Source organism: Martinezella sp. CNPSo 3795 (genome assembly GCF_057784475.1).
The window spans coordinates 724,497-744,483 of the sequence record NZ_JBXSOQ010000002.1; the positions used below are offsets into that span (position 1 = coordinate 724,497).

At 59.6% G+C, this 19,987-nt stretch carries 14 protein-coding genes; 12 read left to right on the plus strand and 2 right to left on the minus strand.

The features are described from left to right. Nucleotides 1-88 precede the first annotated feature (88 nt). The 8 genes from AC13QY_RS08210 (at nt 89) to AC13QY_RS08245 (ending at nt 11,457) form a co-directional block, all read left to right on the plus strand. Entirely contained in the window at nt 89-844 is a 756-nt protein-coding gene (locus AC13QY_RS08210) for a GntR family transcriptional regulator (RefSeq protein WP_113331023.1), read from the plus strand. A gap of 972 nt (nt 845-1,816) precedes the next feature. After that, nucleotides 1,817-2,701: a helix-turn-helix domain-containing protein gene (locus AC13QY_RS08215; protein ID WP_113353155.1), complete on the plus strand. Its 885-nt coding sequence runs from the start codon at nt 1,817-1,819 to the stop codon at nt 2,699-2,701. Between the two features lie 310 nt (nt 2,702-3,011). Further along, the gene (locus tag AC13QY_RS08220; protein WP_269244250.1) at nt 3,012-3,461 is read left to right on the plus strand and encodes a hypothetical protein; all 450 of its coding nucleotides are present in this window, start codon (nt 3,012-3,014) and stop codon (nt 3,459-3,461) included. Beyond that, the gene (locus AC13QY_RS08225) at nt 3,458-8,995 is read left to right on the plus strand and encodes a beta strand repeat-containing protein (RefSeq protein ID WP_488493210.1); all 5,538 of its coding nucleotides are present in this window, start codon (nt 3,458-3,460) and stop codon (nt 8,993-8,995) included. Before AC13QY_RS08220 ends, AC13QY_RS08225 begins: the two co-directional genes overlap by 4 nt. Before the next feature lie 7 nt (nt 8,996-9,002). Beyond that, nucleotides 9,003-9,578, plus strand: coding sequence for an invasion associated locus B family protein (locus AC13QY_RS08230; RefSeq protein ID WP_488493211.1), 576 nt, complete (start codon nt 9,003-9,005; stop codon nt 9,576-9,578). 13 nt (nt 9,579-9,591) lie between these two features. Further along, the gene (locus AC13QY_RS08235) at nt 9,592-10,287 is read left to right on the plus strand and encodes a hypothetical protein (RefSeq protein ID WP_488493212.1); all 696 of its coding nucleotides are present in this window, start codon (nt 9,592-9,594) and stop codon (nt 10,285-10,287) included. Then, nucleotides 10,284-10,757, plus strand: coding sequence for a DUF4189 domain-containing protein (locus AC13QY_RS08240; protein WP_269244247.1), 474 nt, complete (start codon nt 10,284-10,286; stop codon nt 10,755-10,757). Before AC13QY_RS08235 ends, AC13QY_RS08240 begins: the two co-directional genes overlap by 4 nt. A gap of 133 nt (nt 10,758-10,890) precedes the next feature. Further along, nucleotides 10,891-11,457 (plus strand): invasion associated locus B family protein, encoded by a 567-nt coding sequence (locus tag AC13QY_RS08245; protein ID WP_113353150.1) that lies wholly within the window; start codon nt 10,891-10,893, stop codon nt 11,455-11,457. A 213-nt stretch (nt 11,458-11,670) separates the two neighbouring features. On the opposite strand, the gene AC13QY_RS08250 is transcribed toward AC13QY_RS08245, so the two are convergent. Both AC13QY_RS08250 and AC13QY_RS08255 read right to left on the minus strand, forming a co-directional pair. Next, nucleotides 11,671-12,438, minus strand: a complete 768-nt coding sequence (locus tag AC13QY_RS08250; protein WP_488493213.1) for a methyltransferase — start codon at nt 12,436-12,438, stop codon at nt 11,671-11,673. 224 nt (nt 12,439-12,662) lie between these two features. Continuing rightward, complete coding sequence (locus tag AC13QY_RS08255; protein WP_488493214.1) at nt 12,663-13,286, minus strand: TetR/AcrR family transcriptional regulator; 624 nt, start codon at nt 13,284-13,286, stop codon at nt 12,663-12,665. 106 nt (nt 13,287-13,392) lie between these two features. Here AC13QY_RS08255 and AC13QY_RS08260 point away from each other — a divergent pair, with 106 nt between their 5' ends. From AC13QY_RS08260 to AC13QY_RS08275, 4 genes are read left to right on the plus strand one after another with little or no spacing between them, the layout of a single operon-like run. Continuing rightward, the gene (locus AC13QY_RS08260; RefSeq protein ID WP_488493215.1) at nt 13,393-14,469 is read left to right on the plus strand and encodes an efflux RND transporter periplasmic adaptor subunit; all 1,077 of its coding nucleotides are present in this window, start codon (nt 13,393-13,395) and stop codon (nt 14,467-14,469) included. Then, nucleotides 14,466-15,536, plus strand: coding sequence for an efflux RND transporter periplasmic adaptor subunit (locus tag AC13QY_RS08265; RefSeq protein ID WP_488493216.1), 1,071 nt, complete (start codon nt 14,466-14,468; stop codon nt 15,534-15,536). The genes AC13QY_RS08260 and AC13QY_RS08265 overlap by 4 nt, the downstream gene beginning before the upstream one ends. Nucleotides 15,537-15,548: 12 nt before the next feature. Next, the gene (locus AC13QY_RS08270) at nt 15,549-18,608 is read left to right on the plus strand and encodes an efflux RND transporter permease subunit (RefSeq protein WP_488493217.1); all 3,060 of its coding nucleotides are present in this window, start codon (nt 15,549-15,551) and stop codon (nt 18,606-18,608) included. Then, complete coding sequence (locus AC13QY_RS08275) at nt 18,608-19,849, plus strand: alpha/beta hydrolase (RefSeq protein ID WP_488493218.1); 1,242 nt, start codon at nt 18,608-18,610, stop codon at nt 19,847-19,849. Before AC13QY_RS08270 ends, AC13QY_RS08275 begins: the two co-directional genes overlap by 1 nt. The last annotated feature ends 138 nt before the right edge of the window (nt 19,850-19,987 follow it).

The window sequence follows — 19,987 nt, forward strand, 5'->3', positions numbered from 1 at the left end:
GCACTCGTATTTATATAAACTATATAGTAATGATGCTGCCGCTCACGCTTCGAGTCAACTCCAAATAAGAGGCAAATAATTGCGCGAAATGCCCAAATTTTCAGCAGATGTGCCGCGTGCATCCGAGCTCTCCGTTCCGCTCTATGAAGTCGTGAAACGTCAGATCACGGAAGCGATCATGATGGGCAAATGGCCGGCCGGAACCGTGCTGCCGAGCGAGATCGCGCTGTCGCAAAAGTTTGGAGTTGCTGTCGGCACGATCAGGCGTGCCCTGCAGGACCTGACCAATGAGGGCTTGCTCAGCCGCCGGCGCAAGACGGGGACGGTGGTCACCGGTCGCACCCCGCAGCACAGCCTTCGCTTTTTCTTCCAGTATTTTCGCCTGCACGGGCTCGACGGTTCGCTGCAAAACTCGACATCCGACATTCTTTCGCTGAAACGCCGTGGGGCGAACGAAGAAGAGCGGGCTGGACTGCGGCTTGACGATGCGGCTGAAGTCATCTCGATTCACCGGCTGCGCAGCGTCGGAGGCAAGCCGGTCATGCATGAAGTCATGGCACTTTCGGCAAGCATGCTGCCGGAGTTTCCCGATAAGAAGGAGGAGATTCCCTCCCTTCTTTATCTCTTCCTTCTCGATCGCTACGGGATTCGCATTTCCGCCGTCAGAGAGCAGATTGCCGCCGACATGGCGACGGAGGAGGATTGCCGGCTGTTGCAGTTGAGCATGCCCAGCGCCGTGCTGACGATCGACGAAGTGGCCTATGATCAATCCGCGGTTCCGGTTCTCGTCGCAAAACATCGTGCGACGACCAGAAGCCATCGCTATGTGCATGAGGTCCAATAGCGGGCGATAGGCTAGCTCTCCGGCACCACAATCCCAAGACCCGGGCCGCATTAACCCGCTGCGGGTGCGCCTGCCATTTGCGCGAAATCCAGAAGGCCCGTCTGCGCTCGTTGACGGTTTGAGTGTCGTGATACGCAATGTTCGGGATTTCGAAGGCACAGACCTCTTCGCTGAGGATTCGGCCTGATGATCGGCTTTGGAGATTTGCCGCCGCGTCTTTCAGCTCATTTGTAGGGGCGCCAGAATAACTTCCGTTCTTCTTGTATCACTTGCTGCTCACTGTGCGAGTTGCCCAATGATATAGAGTTAATGGTTGTAATGAAGTTTGGCTTGATTACAGCATAGCGATAGTGTGACTAGGTACGGGGCTATGAAAATCTCGGGGCGTCCTTACGGATTTATTTTATGTTGGGAATGTGATAGCTGACATATATTAAGGCTGCGAGAGTGCGAATGGCAGAATTCAAATTTAGTGAACCACCTGTAGGAAACGGGGCCGATGACATTTCAAACGAGTGCCAGCGCCAATTGCAGCCTATAGTTAGTGAAATCGTTCGGGCCGCGGCTGCCGCTGGATGGAATCAGAAGGATGTTCTTCTAGCGATGGTGGATGTCGCTTGGGACTTATATGAAAAGCGCCGAGGCGATCTTTAGCGGTCACAGCCGCTCCACAATCGTTTTTTCTACTTCGACGTGAACAAAGGTTTAGCCCGACTGCAACCATCTATCGAAGTGCGTGGATATATTTGTCCGCGCTAAAGATTGACGTGTTTTTACCGCGTCATTCTTTCTTTACCATATGCGTATCCCCCCTTCCAAACTCAGTGAATTATACTATTTAATCTTGCGCTATAAGCTGGTTTACGGCGGTATCCGGCGGGCAGTGTTGGGAATAATGAGATCTCGGCTGATATTGGGATCTCGTCTGCTTGTTAGCAATTGCATGATTTCGTTCGGGCGGGGCGATGAAGAATGGACTATGCGGGTGAGGTGCGGGAACGTACCGATCGATATGTGTTCGACATAATTCCCGAAAGCGCGGGTCCGAGAAAGGCCACCATGCGGGGGAGCGTCATCAGCTCCGTTCGCGAGCCTGGATCGCAGACGTTCCTGGCCAAAGAACATGCGATGGGGATCGTGCTGGCTCCCATGCGTGGCTTGCGAGCGTCTCTCGGCAGCGACAAGATCACCCAGTATGACGCGCCTGTTGGTTGCCTCATCATCAATCCTGCTGGCGTGGACAGCACTCTTGCCTGGTCGGAAACCAGGGAAAATCTGGTGGTCGCGATTCCTCCCCAAATCTTGTCCGAGCTGGCGCTCCAGGAGTTTGATCTTGCCGACGTAGAACTCGAACCTCCAGCATTTGGAACCGTCGATCCTATCGCCCTCGGCATAGCGCAGAGGATTTCCGTCGAGCTAACCGGGAAAGCAACTCCGAATGAACTCTATCTGGATTCATTGGTTACGCTGTTTAGTACCCATCTTCTCCGTACCTATGCGAACAATATGAGACAGCTTCCGTCGCCCAGGGGAGGGCTCTCCGCGAAAAGCGCTCGACGCGTGGAAGAGTATCTTCGCGAACATTTCACCGAAAAGGTTCACGTCGCTGAACTTGCGGCGGTCGCTGGCATTTCGCCCAACCATTTCATCGTGAGATTCGCCAAGACCTTTGGCATGCCCCCACACCGGTATCTGATAAATCTGCGCTTGGATCTTGCGGAAAAGCTGCTAGCCGAAGGCGAGATCGCGATTGTGGAAATCGCCTACATGACAGGTTTTTCGGATCAAAGCCACCTGGCGACCACGATGAAGAGATACCGTGGACGGACGCCGACGGAGCTTCGATACATGCGATAACCGCGCGGGTTTAGTAGGCAACCCCCGGATTCGTCCCAAGCCAATTCGAATATTTCGTGACCCATGATTTTCCGCGGGCTGACCGAGAGGTGCATGTGGCATGGGGTTTTTCTGCTCACGCGGCAGAAGAGATTTTCGGAATGAAAAGAATCGTTTGGCGCCGAGCATCAGGCGATTCGCCTCTTCATGCGGAACAGCTTTAGGTTAAGTGTGGCAAAGCGGTTACACCTGCAACCGGCTAAGCAAAAAACCGTAATTTCCTAAAAAAAATCCGGAATTTTCTAAAATACCGTTGTGCTGAAATAAGGCCATGTTCGTGCTGGTAACCATCCGGTGCTTCATGGACATTCAATTCCCTGAATTTGAAATCTTTGCTCCGAAAATCGAGGTAGCCTGGACTGCCTTGCAAGAGCGATATGCCAGCCGCCTGACCGGCCCGGAAGTCGATTATCTATTTGCCTGCCTTGTCTTTGGTTTGACCTCTCCGGCCTATGGGGAAGGAGAACCATTATTCCATTTCGATGTCTGCCGCGCCCTGGTGACGATGAAGCTTCCGCCCGATCGGGCTGACGCTGCGTTGTATTCCGTTCCGGAACTGACGCAGCCATGGGCCGACACCGTGCGCGAACAGCTCGAAAGTCAGGCCGGCAAAATGGGTCGTGCGCTTCAGGAAGCGCACAATTTCAATGACGACACAGCCGCAGATGCGGGTTCACGCGCGCTCGGTCGTCCAGATAGCAGCGAGGAGAAAGCAGCATGAGCGAGTGCGTTGGGGAACATCTGCAGACTAAATCGCGTGTCGGATTTGCACGAAGCTGGATTTCGGGCGGTGATGGCAATCGCCTGGTTCGCCGTCGGCTGATGGCGGTGCTGCGGATGGCATCTCGCGTGCTCGGCTTCAAGCGGAGCCGTCTGGGGCACGGGATGCTGGGTGTTGGTGGAGTGGCGGCACTGGGAGCGATCGTATTCGGGGGCATCGCCACGCCGGCTCTGGCGCAGTATGCGGCCGGCGGCGGCACGGCGACCGGCGGCAACGCCGTCGCTATCGGTAACGGTACCGTAGCGAATAATCCGAACAGCATCGCGTTGGGTACCTCCAATAGTGCGACGGGGGATGCTTCGATCGCCATCGGCTATTCGATGGGTGTCAATGGCCTCAATGCCATAGGCATGGGTGTTTTCGCGAACGCCACCGGCGTCAATGCTCTTGCCGTGGGTGGAAATGCCCGCGCATTGAAGGACGGCGCTTCGGCCTTTGGTGTCAACACCACGGCAAATGGAGCGAACGCCGTCGCCCTCGGCTCGACTGCGAGCGCTTCCGGAGGCGCCTCGATAGCGGTTGGATTGTCCTCCAACGCCTCATCGTCAAACGGTGCCGCCATCGCCATGGGCGTCGGCTCCAAGGCTAACGCTGGAACAGGCGGCGGCTCTCCGATTGCCATCGGCACCAATGCCAATGCAAGCGGCACTGCTCCTTCCGGCTTCACGTTCGAGTCTGTTGCGTTAGGCTCCGCCGCGACGGCCACGGGAGCGTGGGCGAATGCGGTTGGTTCCAGCTCATCGGCTACGGGGACTGGAGCCAGTGCCTTCGGCACGTCAGCGACCGCGTCGGCCAACCAGTCCACCGCAGTCGGAAATGGGGCGACCGCTTCCGGCTTGAGAGGCTCGTCCATGGGTTATCTCGCCGCCGCCTCGAACACCGATACCATCGCCGTTGGCACGTCAGCCGCCGCCTCCGGAACCAATTCGCTCGCCATCGGTCCTACTACCGTCGCGTCGGGAGCCTTCGGGGTTGCCTTAGGTAACCAGGCACAAGCAATCGCTGCCGGCGGTGCCGTTGCGATAGGTTCGGGCGCAGTCGTCGCAAACGGTGCGACCTCCGGCATCGCTCTCGGCAACAACGCAAACTCCGCGTCCAATTTATCCGCTGCGGTTGGTGCCGGTGCGAATGCCTCAGGCACTGGGGCCGTATCCATAGGTTATGTAGCACAGGCTACCGCCATCAATGCAGTCGCATTAGGCCCGAACGCGAACGCGAGCCAGTCAAACACCCTTGCTTTAGGCGAGTCCTCCACCGCCAGTGGTGTGAGCAGCACGGCAATCGGCGGCGGGTCGGTCTCCAGCGGGCTTCAGTCGGTTGCTTTGGGCATTAACGCGAACGGGGGAGCCGACTATGCGACAGCGATCGGATCGGCGGCCAAGGCCACCGGTAACCGCGCGTTCGCCGCTGGCCGTATCGCCAATGCCGGAGGGGATGACTCGACCGCCATTGGCACGTCGGCCGTCGCGACAGGAGCGGCCTCGACTGCACTCGGTTCGGGCGCGGTGTCACAAGGCGTGAACGGGATCGCCATCGGCACCGCCGCCGGCTCGCTCAGCGATGATTCCGTGGCTATCGGCACGGGCGCGATCGCCGATGGCGGTCAGGCCGTCGCAATCGGCTACGGCAATTCCGCTTACGGTGACGGCGCGGTCGCGATCGGCGATCCGAGCTATGCGAGCGGCACCGGCGCCTTCACGGGCGGCGCCAACAACATCGCCAATAGCGATGGCACGGCGACCGCCACCAGCACCAACCAAGCCGCCGGTGCGGTCGCGATCGGCAACAACAACAAGGCGATCGGTCAGGGCTCGGTTGCGCTGGGCAACGGCTCCACGGCGGGCGCTTCTGGCTTCGTCGGCAACGTCGCCTTGGGTAACGGCGCAACGGCGGCGGCGAGTTCCGGCGACGTGGCCTTGGGCTCGGGCTCCTCGACCTCCACGGCGGTCGGCACGGCCAGTGGGGTGGTCAACGGCACGACCTACGCCTATCAGGGCACCAACCCGACTTCGACGGTCAGCGTCGGCGCAGTTGGCGCCGAGCGCACCATCACCAATGTGGCGGCGGGCCGGATCAGCGGTTCGTCCACCGACGCCGTCAACGGTTCGCAGCTTTTTGCCACCAACCAGGCGGTCGATGCCATCGGCACGACGGTCAACAACATCACCACGGGCGGCGGCATCAAGTATTTCCATGCTAATTCGGCAGCGGCAGACTCATCGGCGACGGGTGCGGAATCGGTTGCGATCGGACCTCTCTCGACTGCGGCAGGGGCAAACGCCATCGCGGCCGGCAACAGCGCGACGGCTTCCGGTCTCGACGCGACAGCGTTCGGATACATATCCCAGGCCACGGGTGACTACAGCACGGCCGTCGGCCCCAATGCCAATGCCACGGCCATCTCCAGCACCGCGGTCGGCCAAAATGCCTTTGCCACCGCCGCTCAAGCAACCGCTCTCGGCAAACAAGCGAATGCCAGTGCCGCAGATGCGCTCGCTCTGGGCGTCAACGCTACCGCCGGCAACGCAGGCGCAGTGGCGCTCGGTTCGGGCTCGGTGACCGACGTCGCCGTCGGCACGGCTAGCACGGTGATCGGCGGCAATACCTATAACTTTGCTGGCACGACGCCGGCTTCGACGGTCAGCGTCGGCGCAGTTGGCGCCGAGCGCACCATCACCAACGTGGCGGCGGGCCGGATCAGCGGCTCGTCCACCGACGCCGTCAACGGCTCGCAGCTGTTTGCCACCAACCAGCAGGTTGACCTGAACACAACCGCGATTAACAACATCACCACCGGTGGCGGCATCAAGTATTTCCATGCTAATTCGGCAGCGGCAGACTCATCGGCGACGGGTGCGGAGTCGGTTGCGATCGGACCTCTCTCGACTGCGGCAGGGGCAAACGCCATCGCGGCCGGCAACAGCGCGACGGCTTCCGGTCTCGACGCGACAGCGTTCGGATACATATCCCAGGCCACGGGTGACTACAGCACGGCCGTCGGCCCCAATGCCAATGCCACGGCCATCTCCAGCACCGCGGTCGGCCAAAATGCCTTTGCCACCGCCGCTCAAGCAACCGCTCTCGGCAAACAAGCGAATGCCAGTGCCGCAGATGCGCTCGCTCTGGGCGTCAACGCTACCGCCGGCAACGCAGGCGCAGTGGCACTCGGTTCGGGCTCAGTGACCGACGTCGCCGTCGGCACCGCCAGTACGGTGATCAACGGCACGACCTACGCCTTCCAGGGCACCAATCCGGCTTCGACGGTCAGCGTCGGCGCAGTTGGCGCCGAGCGCACCATCACCAACGTGGCGGCGGGCCGGATCAGCGGCTCGTCCACCGACGCCATCAACGGTTCGCAGCTCTTCGCCACCAACCAGGCGGTCGATGCTCTCGGCACGACGGTCACCACCATCAACGGCAACCTGACCAATCTCGGCAATACGATCAACAATCTCGCCGGTGACACATCGACGACCTATACCGATGCAAACGGTAAAGGTATCCGATATGTGCGCACCAATGACAGCACGCTTGCCGTCAGCGACTCCTCGGCTCAGGGCGTCGGCTCCACGGCGGTCGGCTATAACGCGACCGCTACGGCAGGCGATGCCCTGGCACTTGGAAGACAAAGCCAAGCCACCATCGTCGGCGGAGTTGCCCTCGGTTCCGACTCGGTTTCCGATCGCGCCCTCGCACCGGCAACGGGCCAGATCGCGGCCGGGCCGACGAACTTCATCCAATACAATACGACGGACAAGACCCTGCTGGGCGCCGTTTCGGTCGGTTCGAGCACGGCCTATCGACAGATCATCAATGTGGCTGATGGCACCAACGCGCAGGACGCCGTCACCGTTCGTCAGCTCCAGGGCGCCATCGCTTCGGTGGCGACGACACCAAGCAAATACTTCCATGCCAATTCGGCGGCGGGTGACTCGCTTGCTGTCGGCGCAGAGTCGGTAGCAGTCGGCCCGACGACCGTCGTCAACGGCGACAATGGCATCGGCATCGGCAATGGCGCTGTCGTCGACCAGGTTGCCCCTGGCGGCACGGCCATCGGCCAGAATGCCCATGTCATGCTGGCTGATGGCGTGGCCCTCGGCACGAACTCGCTGGCTGCGGGCGTGCAATCGGTGGCGCTCGGCGCCGGCGCGCAAGCCAACAACATCAATAGCGTCGCTCTCGGCGCACAATCCGTGACGACCGTGGGCGCTCAAGCCGGCTACACCGGCTTTGCCCTTGCTGGCCCGCAAACCTCCGTCGGCGAAGTATCGATCGGCTCGGCTGGATCGGAGCGCAAGCTGACCAATCTTGCTGCCGGTTCGGCCGACACCGACGCGGTGAATGTCAGCCAGCTCAAGGGGCTTGGCACCAACATTACCAACCTGATCGGCGGCGGCACGACGGTCAATCCGGATGGATCGATCACCGGTCCGACCTATAATGTCCAGGGCAACAACTACACTACGGTCTACGATGCCTTCGGCGCGGTCAACAATACGCTGACCAACATCACGAGTGGCGGCGGCATCAAGTATTTCCACGCCAACTCGACGCTAGCGGATTCCAGCGCCAGCGGCACCGACAGCGTTGCGATCGGTCCACAGAGTGTAGCCAGCGGCGTGAGCAGCTTAGCGGCCGGCAACGGATCTGCTGCGGCAGGGGACGGGGCGGTCGCCCTCGGCCAGGGCGCGAAGGCCAACAATGCCAATGATGTGGCCTTGGGCTCCGGTTCCACAACACAGGCTGCCGTCCCGACCACCGGTACCGACATCCAGGGTCAGCACTACAACTTTGCTGGCACCGCGCCGGTCGGCACAGTCAGTGTGGGGGCTGCAGGGGCGGAAAGAACCATCACGAACGTCGCCGCCGGCCGCATTTCCGCCAGCAGTACCGACGCCATCAACGGTTCGCAGCTCTATGCGACCAATCAGGCGATCGACAGCCTACAGACGGGTGTCGGAACGATCACCAAGAACGCCGTCACCTATGACCTCAATCCCGATGGCAGCAAGAAGAACAGCATCACGCTGCAGGGTGGTGACGTGAACGCGCCGGTCGTCATTTCCAACGTCGGCAAGGGTGTTGCCCCGACGGATGCCGTCAACGTCGCCCAATTGGGTGACAGCATCACTCAGGTCAAATCCTATACGGACACGGCCGCCGCCACTACGCTGGCTTCCGCCAACAACTATACCGACCAGAAATTCGGCCAGTTGAACCAGGAACTTGGGGATGTCCGTTCCGAGGCAAGGCAGGCAGCCGCAATCGGGCTTGCAGCGGCATCGCTTCGTTATGACGATCGTCCCGGCAAGGCGAGCGTGGCGGTCGGTGGCGGTGTCTGGAGAGGCGAGGGCGCCTTGGCCTTCGGTGCCGGTTACACCAGCGAGAACGGGCGGGTTCGCGCGAATTTGTCCGGTACGGCCGCCGGCGGACACGTGGGCGTCGGCGCTGGTCTCAGCTTCACCTTGAATTGAGCCTAACATGTTCAAAGGAGCGCTCTTCGGCGTCCCGGCTTTCATGGCTTGCATGCTCCTGTTCGGCTCGATCGCAGCTGGACAGGAGACTGCCGCCCCCATGTATCGCATAAAGCCTTCCGAAGTCGTGATTCCTCCGGAAGCGAAGCTTGGCGATTATCAGCGGACCATTCGTCCCTTCGAAAACTGGACGCTGATCTGCGACGAAAATCTCAAAATTCGCCAGCGGGTCTGCAACGTTACTCAAATCATCGAGAACGAGGCGGGGCAGGTCGCATTCAGCTGGTCGCTCGCCGCGACGAAAAAGGGCGATCCCTACATGATCTTGCGTGCGGCCCCGATTGCCAAAAGCGACGGCGGTATCCTGTTGCAATTCGAGGGCCGCAAGGAGCCGATACAGGTCCGGTTCAACGGCTGCAACAACACGGTATGCGTCGGCATGCTGCCGGTCGGACCCCTACTGCGCGAGCAGATTTCCAAGAATACCGCGCCGACGGTTTCCTATCCGACCGCGGACGGGAGAACGATCAGCGTGACCGCAAGTCTCAAAGGCCTTTCCACAGCCGTGAAGGCGATAAAGTGATGGATGGATTTCAATGACCCAGCAATCGATTCACGATCGCATCATGTCGCGAAACACCAAGGACGCCGCAATTCAGAACCTGGCCGTCGAGCAAGTCAGGCCGAAGCGAAGCTGGCGAAAGACCGCCGCCCTTTCGGTGCTGGCGATCGCAATCGTCGCCGCTGGCGGCTATGCCGCCTTCCGATATGATGTGTTGGGTAATCTTCTCTCCCAGCCGGCGGTCGCGGCCGCGAACGATGCCAATCAGGCGCTGCCCGATACGCCATTCCTGCAGCACGCCAAGCAGGCCGGACTGCATTCCTGCTCGACGATTTTCCCGGTTCTCGGGCAGCTGTTGACCAATGGCACGCAGTACAATGTCCAATCGGTGTGGAACAAAGAGGCAGCCGACAAGCATGCCGTACAAGCGCTTGTCGGCATGAACTATGCCACACAGGGCTATAACGGTCCGGCCGCCGGCATCGTATTCGCAGCGCCCGTCGCATCCGGCTGTGAAGGATCAATGGTTCGCGTTGCACCGTTCACGATGTCTTGCCCGGAAGTTTCGGCCAAGTTCCCGAATGGAAGCAAGCTCGTCAACAATCTCGACCAAGTCGGTGTCTACCAGCTCGGCAACGATGGCGGTGATGCGATGCTTTTGCCGACAGGAAGCGGCTGCGTCGTCATATCCGTGGCTTCGGCAGCAGGAAACCAAGGGAGCGCAAAATGAGATTGAAATCCGCGATTGCCGCGATAGGCATGCTGCTTGTCTCCGCCGTCCATCCGTGGGCCGCCGATCTCTTCACGACAGAGCAGCCGCCGGCTCCCCCGCCTGAAGAGCGCGGCATATGGGCAGCCATCGCCTATTCGGCACCGGATGAAAAATACGGCTTCTTCTGGGGCGCCGACAAGCGCCAGGAAGCCATGGATATCGCCCTCAAGCATTGCGAGCGGGATAAGGGCAAGAGCTGCATCGTCGTCAGCGTCTTCCGCAATCATCGTCACTGGGATGACGACGACAAAACCGGCTTTCCCTACAATCATTGCGGCGCACTCGCCATCGGCAAGGAAGGCGGCAAGCGCGTTACGCCATGGAGTGCGAATTCGGCACCGACGCGTCGCGAAGCCGAAGACCTCGCGCTTAAGGCCTGCGAGCGCTCCGGCTCCCGCTGCAGCGTGCGGGAGTGGGTATGTACCTGAACGCTTTCGAGCGTGAGCGCCTTTGGGCGCGCCAGTTCGCGTTGAAAGGCGGCCGCCGCCGCTAGCCCGTTATCTTGGCCTTTTGCGCAACCGATTGCACAAGGTCGTGTTTCAAGTTGAGAGATTTTATCCCTTGTCAAAATCCGCATTCATTTCATCTCGAACAATCGGCCGCATATCCTATGCGGTACTCGCCTTCATCTCCGCGGGCTTTGCTCTGACGCCTGCACCTTCGGCCTTTGCCCAATCGGCTCTGCCGAACGGCGCGTCCAGCCTGCAAGAGACCTATCAGGATTGGCATGTTGCGTGCAATCAGCGCGACAAGGCTGCGTCTTGTGCGCTCTCGCAGGATCAAACCCAGCAGAATGGTCAAAGACTGCTCGCCGTCGAAATGCAGATGCGTCCCGATGGTAGTGCGCTCGCAACGCTGCTGTTGCCGTTCGGAATTGTGCTCGACTCGGGCGTCACACCGAATATCGACGATCAGCCGCCCCTGAAGCCAGTGCGTTTTCGTACTTGCCTGCCGAACGGCTGCATAGCCCTGCTTCCGATCGACGCTCCGACACTTGCCAAATTGCGAACCGGTTCCCGCTTGAACCTCAAGGTTGTTGCCGATGGCGGCAATGCCCTTGGATTCCAGGTGTCTCTGCAAGGCTTTTCAGCGGCGGCCGATCGCGTTGTTGCATTGGCCAGCCGATAGAAAGTGCACGGTGCGGACGGCTCGAACGAGTGGCCGCACCAAAGACCCGATGAGCTATTTCTCGAACAACGAGCTATCTGCCAGCAGCTAGCCATCGAAGATGAGGCTGGCCGCACCGACCAAGCCGGCATGGCGACGCGCGATGACTTTCGGGGAAGGTAACGGCGCGACGATAACGCCAGCGTTTCGCTCTTGACCAGCTCAGTGGCAAACCTATTGATTTTTTCGACCCGTCGCGTGGAACAGCCGAGCCATTAGCCTATATGGATCGCGCAGCGAGGTTGCCTGCTCCAGCGCAATGAGTGCATCAGCCATACTGTCGTCAAAGCTGTCCGCATCGAGGTGATCTGAGAAAATGCGGATTCCCCTCCACTGACAGTCGTTGAAACCACATTGCTTCATGCAGTCAACAATTGCTGAAGGATCGTCGCCGCGCGTGCTGATGCCGAGATTGCCGATGCTGCTCGCCGCGCCGGTCTCGATCAACTGCCGAGCCAACTCATAGTCTCCTCGGAGTGCTTCGCGAAAGCCGTTGGAGAGTGCATTCTTGGTTAGAATACTAAGCAGCCCCCCGGGGCTGACATGGTTTGCTAATGTTTGAATGGCAGCGCCGCTGTCATCCAAGTACATCAACACTCCGTGGCAGCAGACCGCGTCGAATGTCTGCTTTGGCTTGAAATTTTCGATAGTGCCGACTGCAAAATCAAGTCGATTGCGGGCTCGCTCCGACAATTGATCCTTACGCAAATAGGCTCGACGCAGCATTTCGGGCGATGCATCGACACCAAGAACATTGAAACCCGCCTCGCATAGACGCACGGCTATTTCACCATCGCCACATCCCATATCCAGAACCGTTCCTCCCGCAGCTGTCAGTTCAGCAACCACCTGGAACACCAGTTCGTGTCGTATTCTGCCGCGTATCCCCTCCGAATATCTCTGATAGGCGCCTCCGACATTTCCGAAATCATTCAGCGACATATCGTCCTCCATGTGTCAGTCGATAAGGCTATAATCGTCCCAGCCTGCCGCCGTAAGTTTTGGCCATGCGCTGTTTCATCGGTTAGCTTTCTGCTCAATATCTCACGAGTGGTCTGCTTTTTGTTCGGACGAACGATTCCACCAAGCAGATCAGAGAGCCGAAAGGGGCGCATTGAGTTCCGAGACGCACCATGGCCGGCAAGGCCATAAAGAGCATTGCACGTTCAACGCCGGTCAAGCAGCCCATGCAGGACGAGATCCATATGTGCTTTCACATAGCTTGCCTTGTCCAGAGTTCGCCGCTCGTCGAAAAGAAGCTTGAAGAATAGAAAGGCAATGGCAGGAGCGACGACCGCGTCGCAGAACGCCGCTGGTGCTTGACGGAACTCCCCAAGCTTTACCCCTTCGTCGATAAGGGATTGCATCTGCCGTTCGAGAGGATGGATGAATATGTCGTGGTGCCTGTCGACGATATGTGGAAACCGCGAACCTTCGGCAATGACGAACCTCATCAATTCGCGCAATTTGCGATCATTGATTATGAGATCGTAGATCAGCTCGATATTTTTCCGAAGCCGCTCCGTAGCGGTCCCCTTCAGCTCATTTCCGCTTATCAATAGATCTTCGAGGGGCGTCGAAATGTGCCGGATCATTGCTTCGAAAAGCTGCTCCTTCGTCTCGAAGTAGACGTAGATGGTCCCCTTCGTAACTCCAATCCTGGTGGCTATATCTTCGACGCGCGTCGCGACGTAACCACGTTCGACGAATTCCTCAAACGCAGCATCCAGGATCTGAACGGGGCGGCGGGCTTTCTGCTCCGCGCGCGTCAGCTTTTTCGTATCGGGCATATCCCACCTTGGGCGTTATTCGTCGTTTGGCGTCAAGACAATTTCCATTGACTTCCTAGTCAGTCAATAATATTCGTCTGCCGAACGGATGCAAGAGGTCAAATTCATGAAAACTGTCCTTGTCGTCGCCTGGCTCGGTGTCAGCGCCGTCGCGCTTGCCTCATGCGAAGAGCAAAGTGCGAGCGAGGCCAAGCCGAAGAATGTGGAGACCGTCATGGCCAAGGTGACGCCGGTCGTCGAAAACAACAGCATCACCGGCGAAGTCAGTGCCCGGGTGGAGAGCGATCTTTCCTTCAGGGTCAGTGGGCGCATTGTCGAACGCCTCGTCGATGTCGGCTCGTCGGTGAAGGCGGGGCAGGTGCTTGCGCGCATGGATGCGGAAGAACAGAAGGCTGATCTGGGGGTCGCCACGGCGAACCTGCAATCGGCGCTTGCCCAGCAGACACAGGCTCAGCTCGCCTTCGACCGGCAGCAGAACCTCTTCAAGACGCAGGTTACGACCCGCGCCGCGCTTGATCAGGCCCAGGAAACCCTCCTGACGGCCCAGGGGAGCGTGAAATCCGCGCAAGCGCAGCTCGACACCGCACAGGACGCGCTTTCCTATACGGAGCTGCGCGCTGATGCCGACGGTGTGATCACCGCCAGAAACGCCGAGGTCGGCCAGGTCGCGCAAGCAGCGCAACTTGTCTTCACCCTTGCGCATGACGGTCCGCGCGACGCGGTCTTCAACGTCTTTGAATCCCTTTATCTGGGCCGCAATCTTGAAAACAAGGTCGCTGTCAGCCTCCTTTCGGCGCCGTCTCACAGGATAGAGGCCTCCGTCCGCGAAATCTCGCCCACGATTGACTCGTCGACCGGGACGATCAGGATCAAGGTGGCGCTCGAGGGGGCGCCAGACATGCCGCTCGGCGCTCCGGTGGTCGGGCTGTTTCGGTCCGCGGCGCGGGACGCAATCGAGCTGCCGTGGTCGGCGATGGCGTCGAAGAGCGGCAAGCCGGCCGTCTGGATTGTCGATCCTGCCTCGTCGAGCGTCTCTCTTCGCCAGGTCGAAGTCTCCAGCTATGAAACCGGCCGTTTTGCCGTGCGGGCGGGCGTGTCGCCGGGCGAGATCGTTGTCGCTGACGGCGCGAAATTCCTGCGATCGGGCCAGGCCGTCACATATGACAACGGAGCTGCAAAATGAATATCCGCATCACGACTGGCCTGGCGATCCTCGGGTCATTGCTGCTGACTTCTTGCGAAAAACAGGATGAAGCCCATTACGCGCCGCCGCGTCCCGTGCTTTCCGTTGTCGCCAAGTCCACAGCGGCTTCGGCGCTGACCCTGCCGGGAACGGTCGAGGCCAAGATCGAGACCCAGCTGGCATTTCGGGTCCTGGGACGGGTCATTGCGCGCAAGGTCAGCGTCGGCGACATCGTCAGGAAAGGCGATGTCGTTGCCGCCATCGATCCGCTTTCGCTCGAGCTTGCGGTCAAGAGTTCCCAGTCCGAGCTTTCGAATGCCCAGGCGCAGCTGGTAAATGCCGCATCCACGGAAGAACGTCAACGGTCCTTGCTCGAGAGCCGATCGGGAAGCGAGGCGGCCTACGAAGAAGCCGAACTTGGCCGCAAGAGCGCGAGTGCGGCGGTTGCCAAGGCGCAGGCCAATCTGGACAAGGCCGAGGAGCAGCTGGGCTATGCGCAGCTGCGCGCGGAATTCGATGGCGTCGTGACCGCAACTTCCGCCGAAGTGGGCCAGGTCGTCTCGGCCGGCCAGAGCATCGCCACCGTCGCGCGTCCCGACCAGCGCGATGCCATCATCGACATACCGGTGGCAAGCTTCGACGGTCTCAAGGTGGGCTCGCCCTTTGAAGTGGCGCTCCAGCTCGACCCGACCATCCGCGCGAGCGGTGTGGTCCGAGAGATTGCTCCGGAAGCCGAGGCCACCACCCGCACGCGGCGCACGAAAATCACGCTCATCAATCCGCCGGCAGCATTTCGCCTTGGCTCCGTCGTTACCGCGACCGCGACTGTTATCGCGGATCCGATGATCCTGCTGCCGTCCTCATCCGTGCTGGTGAAAGACGGAAAGCCAAACGTCTGGGTGGTCGATACCGCGGCTCGCAAGGTCTCCATTCGCGCGATCAAGATCGACGGGGACCTCGTCGAAGGCGGTTCGGTGAGGATCGCCGAAGGCATCAGCCCCGGCGAACGCATTGTTATCGCCGGCGTTCATAAGCTCACGGACGGCCAGGCCGTCAGGGTAGACTAAGGAAAGATCCCCGTGAAAAAATTCAATCTGTCCGACTGGGCGCTCGAACATCGTTCGCTCGTCTGGTACTTCATGATCGTCTTCATTCTGGCCGGCGCGTTTTCCTATATCGGTCTTGGTCGCGAAGAAGATCCCGCCTTCACCATCAAGACCATGATCATTCAGGCCCAATGGCCTGGCGCATCGGCCGAGGAGGTGACCAAACAGGTCACCGACCGCATAGAAAAGAAGCTGGAGGAGCTGGATTCGCTCGACTATACGAAGAGCGAGACGGTTGCCGGCCAGACGACCATTTTTGTCGAGCTTCTGCCGACGACCAAGGCCAAGGATGTCAATGCCATCTGGATGCGGGTCCGCAACATGGTCGGCGACATCAAGGGAGATTTTCCAAGCGGCGTCGTGGGACCGTTTTTCAACGATAACTTCGGCGACGTCTATGGCAATATCTATGCCTTCACCGGTGATGGGTTGACGCAGCGCCAGCTTCGGGATCTGGTCGAGGATGCGCGCGCGAAGGTGCTGACGGTTCCCAATGTCGGCAAGGTCGATATCATCGGCGCGCAGGACGAGGCCATCTATCTCGAATTTTCCACGCGAAAGATCGCCGCTCTCGGCCTTAACCAGCAATCCGTCATCGACACGCTTCAGGCGCAGAATGCCGTGACCCAGTCCGGTTTCGTCGACGCCGGTCCTGAGCGCATCGCCTTGCGGGTGAGCGGACAGTTCACATCCGAGGATAGCCTCAGATCGATCAATCTTCGCGTCAACGATCGCTTCTTTCCGCTGACCGACGTCGCGACGATCAAACGCGGCTATGTCGATCCTCCTTCATCCCTGTTCAGATTTAACGGGCAGCCGGCCATCGGGCTTGCCATAGGCATGAAGACCGGGGCAAATCTGCTTGAGTTCGGCAAGGCGCTCGACAAGGAAATCGAGCAGGTCACGGCCGATCTTCCCATCGGCGTCGACGTTCAACGCGTATCCGATCAGCCCGCCGTCGTCGATGAGGCCGTATCGGGCTTCACGCGCGCGTTGTTCGAGGCGATCGTCATCGTGCTTGCGATCAGCTTCATCAGCCTTGGCGTCCGGGCGGGCCTCGTGGTCGCCATTTCCATTCCGCTCGTGCTGGCGATTACCTTTCTCGTTATGGCCTATACCGGCATTTCCATGCAGCGTATTTCGCTTGGAGCGCTGATCATCGCCCTTGGCCTTCTTGTTGATGATGCCATGATCGCCGTCGAGATGATGGTAGCCCGACTGGAAGTGGGCGACGACCTCAGAAAGGCGGCGACCTACGTCTACACCTCGACCGCCTTCCCGATGCTGACGGGCACGCTTGTGACGGTGGCGGGCTTCATCCCCGTCGGTCTCAACACCAGTGCCGCCGGCGAATTCACCTTCACTCTCTTCGTGGTCATCGCCGTTTCGCTCCTGGTTTCATGGGTCGTCGCGGTGTTGTTCACGCCGCTTCTGGGCGTGACGATCCTTCCGAAGACCATGAAATCCCACCATGAGCAGAAAGGCCGCTTTGCGCGCGTCTTTGCCTGGCTCCTGAGCCTTGCCCTGCGTTGGCGCTGGATAACCATCGGTGCGACCGTGGCCGCGTTTGCCCTCTCCATCGGCGGGATGAGCCTGGTGCAGCAACAATTCTTCCCTTCCTCCGACAGACCTGAACTGATCGTCGACTGGAACCTGCCGCAGAACAGTTCGATTTCCGAGACGAACAAGCAGATGGCCAGGTTCGAACGCGAGATGCTGGCGAACAACAAGGATATCGATCATTGGACGAGCTATGTCGGGCAAGGCGCTCCTCGCTTCATCCTGTCCTTCGATGTGCAAACACCCGACGTCTCGTTCGGTCAGACAGTGATCGTCACCAAGGGTCTTGACGTTCGCGACAAGGTCAAAGCCGAATTGCAGGATTATCTGACGAAGACCTTCCCCGGAACCGACGCTTTCGTGAAGCTGCTCGACATCGGCCCTCCGGTCGGCAAGCCGGTGCAGTACCGGATCAGCGGACCCGATGTCCAGAAGGTCCGGGACATCGCCCAGCAATTTGCGGGCATCGTCGGTCAGCATCCGCTGCTGTCCAACATGACCTTCGACTGGAACGAACCTTCGCGCGTCGTCAAAGTCGACGTTCTGCAGGACAAGGCGCGGCAATTGGGCGTCTCGTCCCAAGATATCGCAACGGCTCTGAACGGCATCGTCGAGGGAACGGCCGCAACCAATATTCGCGACGACATCTATCTGATCGATGTGATCGGCAGAGCCCAGACGGCCGAGCGCGGCTCGATCGAGACGCTGCAGAACCTTCTACTGGCCGGCTCGAACGGCAAATCCGTGCCCCTCTCGGCGGTTGCGAATTTCCATTACGAGCTGGAGCAACCGACGATCTGGCGGCGGACGCGCATACCGACCATCACCATCAAGGCCGCAGTCGTCGGATCGACGCAACCGGCGACGATCGTCAGCGAACTGCAGCCGAAAGTCGACGAATTCCGCAAGACGCTTCCAAGCGGCTACCATATCGTGGATGGCGGCTCAGTCGAGGAAAGCGCCAAAGCGCAAGGGCCGATCGTGGCGGTGGCGCCGCTGATGCTCTTCATCATGGCGACGATCCTGATGATCCAGCTGCAAAGTTTCAGCAGGCTCTTTCTGGTGTTCGCTGTCGCTCCCACAGCACTTATCGGTGTCGTTATCGCACTTCTCTTCAGCAACGCGCCGATGGGGTTCGTCGCAATCCTTGGCGTGCTTGCTCTCATAGGGATCCTGATCCGCAATTCGGTGATCCTCGTCGTGCAGATCGAGCACCTTCGAAGCGAGGGCGTGCCGGCCTGGCAAGCCGTCATCGAGGCGACGGAGCATCGAATGCGGCCCATCATGCTGACGGCCGCTGCGGCAACGCTTGCGCTAATCCCGATCTCCAGGGAGATATTCTGGGGTCCGATGGCCTATGCGATGATGGGCGGCATCGTCGTCGGCACGGCTTTGACGTTGCTTTTCCTTCCCGCCTTGTACGTCGCCTGGTTTCGCATTCCCCGTGATGGCGCGCAGCACGAGGTGATTTGATGTCTGGCGTTCGAAAGGCGACCTGTGCTGCTAAGCGGCCATGTCTTTCTGTCCTGATGGCCCTATCGGTATTGGCCGGATGCGCGGGGCGGCTGGAGAATGTTCTCCAGCCGGTCGCCACGGCGGGACCGGGCACCAGCACCGTGGACATGATGGTGGCGACGACACGCCAGCCGACCGACAAGCCAGGCGAGCTTTACTCCGGCGAACGTGGAACGGCGATTTCTCTCAACGATATCGTCGTCTCCATTCCTCCCGATCGAAATCGCAAGATCGGCGAAGTGCAATGGCCATCGCATGCGCCGGCCAATCCCGAAAAAGAGTTCGCTGTCCTCAAGGTCGGAAGGGTGGCGTCCGAGCGCAATATTTTCGAGTGGTTCAGCAAGAACCGCAATGCCAAGCGCCAGGTCGTCATCTTCGTGCACGGCTTCAACAATACCTATTCCGACGCGGTCTTTCGCTTCGCGCAGATCATTCATGATTCGGGAACCGACGCCGCGCCGATCCTCTTCACCTGGCCCTCGCGCGGCAATGTCTTCGACTATCTCTACGACAAGGAGAGCACGAATTTCTCCCGCCGGGCATTGGAGGATCTGATCCTGCAATCTGCCAGAAGCCCTGACGTCGGGGAGGTGACCATTCTTGCCCATTCCATGGGATCCTGGCTGACCGCAGAGGCGCTGCGCGGCGTCGCGATGCGTAACAAGACAATTCCGTCGAAGGTAAAGAATGTCATCCTGGCATCGCCCGACATCGATATCGACGTCTTTCGTCGGCAGATGATCGAAATGGGGCCGCAGCACCCGCATTTCACGATCTTTTCATCGACAAGGGACAAGGCTCTCCAGGTCTCGCGATGGCTCTCCGGCGGCGTCAACCGTGTCGGCGGCTTCGATTCGACACCTTATGCAGCCGATTTGGCCAAGCTCGGTATCACGGTGGTCGATACGAGTTCCGTTAAACCCGACGATGCGCTGGGCCACAATACGTTTGCGGACAATCGCGATATGGTCCAATTGCTTGGACGGCGGTTGGCAGGACAGTCGTTGGACACCGGGCAAACCTCGCTTGCGGATCGGGTCGGCATGGCGGCGGTGCGAACCGCGGACCTGGCGGGCTCCGCAGCGAAAGTTGTGGTCGCCGCTCCCATGTCTATTGTCAGCGATGATGCGAGGCAGGTGTTGAAGCAGCAGCTTTCATCTGGCTCCTCGCCCATCGTCGATGGGCGTATTTCCTACTGAGCTACGGTCGTGAAGCCGTTGTTCACGAGTGGATCAAGTCGAACCCGTCGATATTGGAGAGCGCGGCCGCATGTCGCGGCCGGCCCAAGCAGCAATCAAACTCCAATAGCAGCCGAAGCGTGGTGAGATTAAACACAC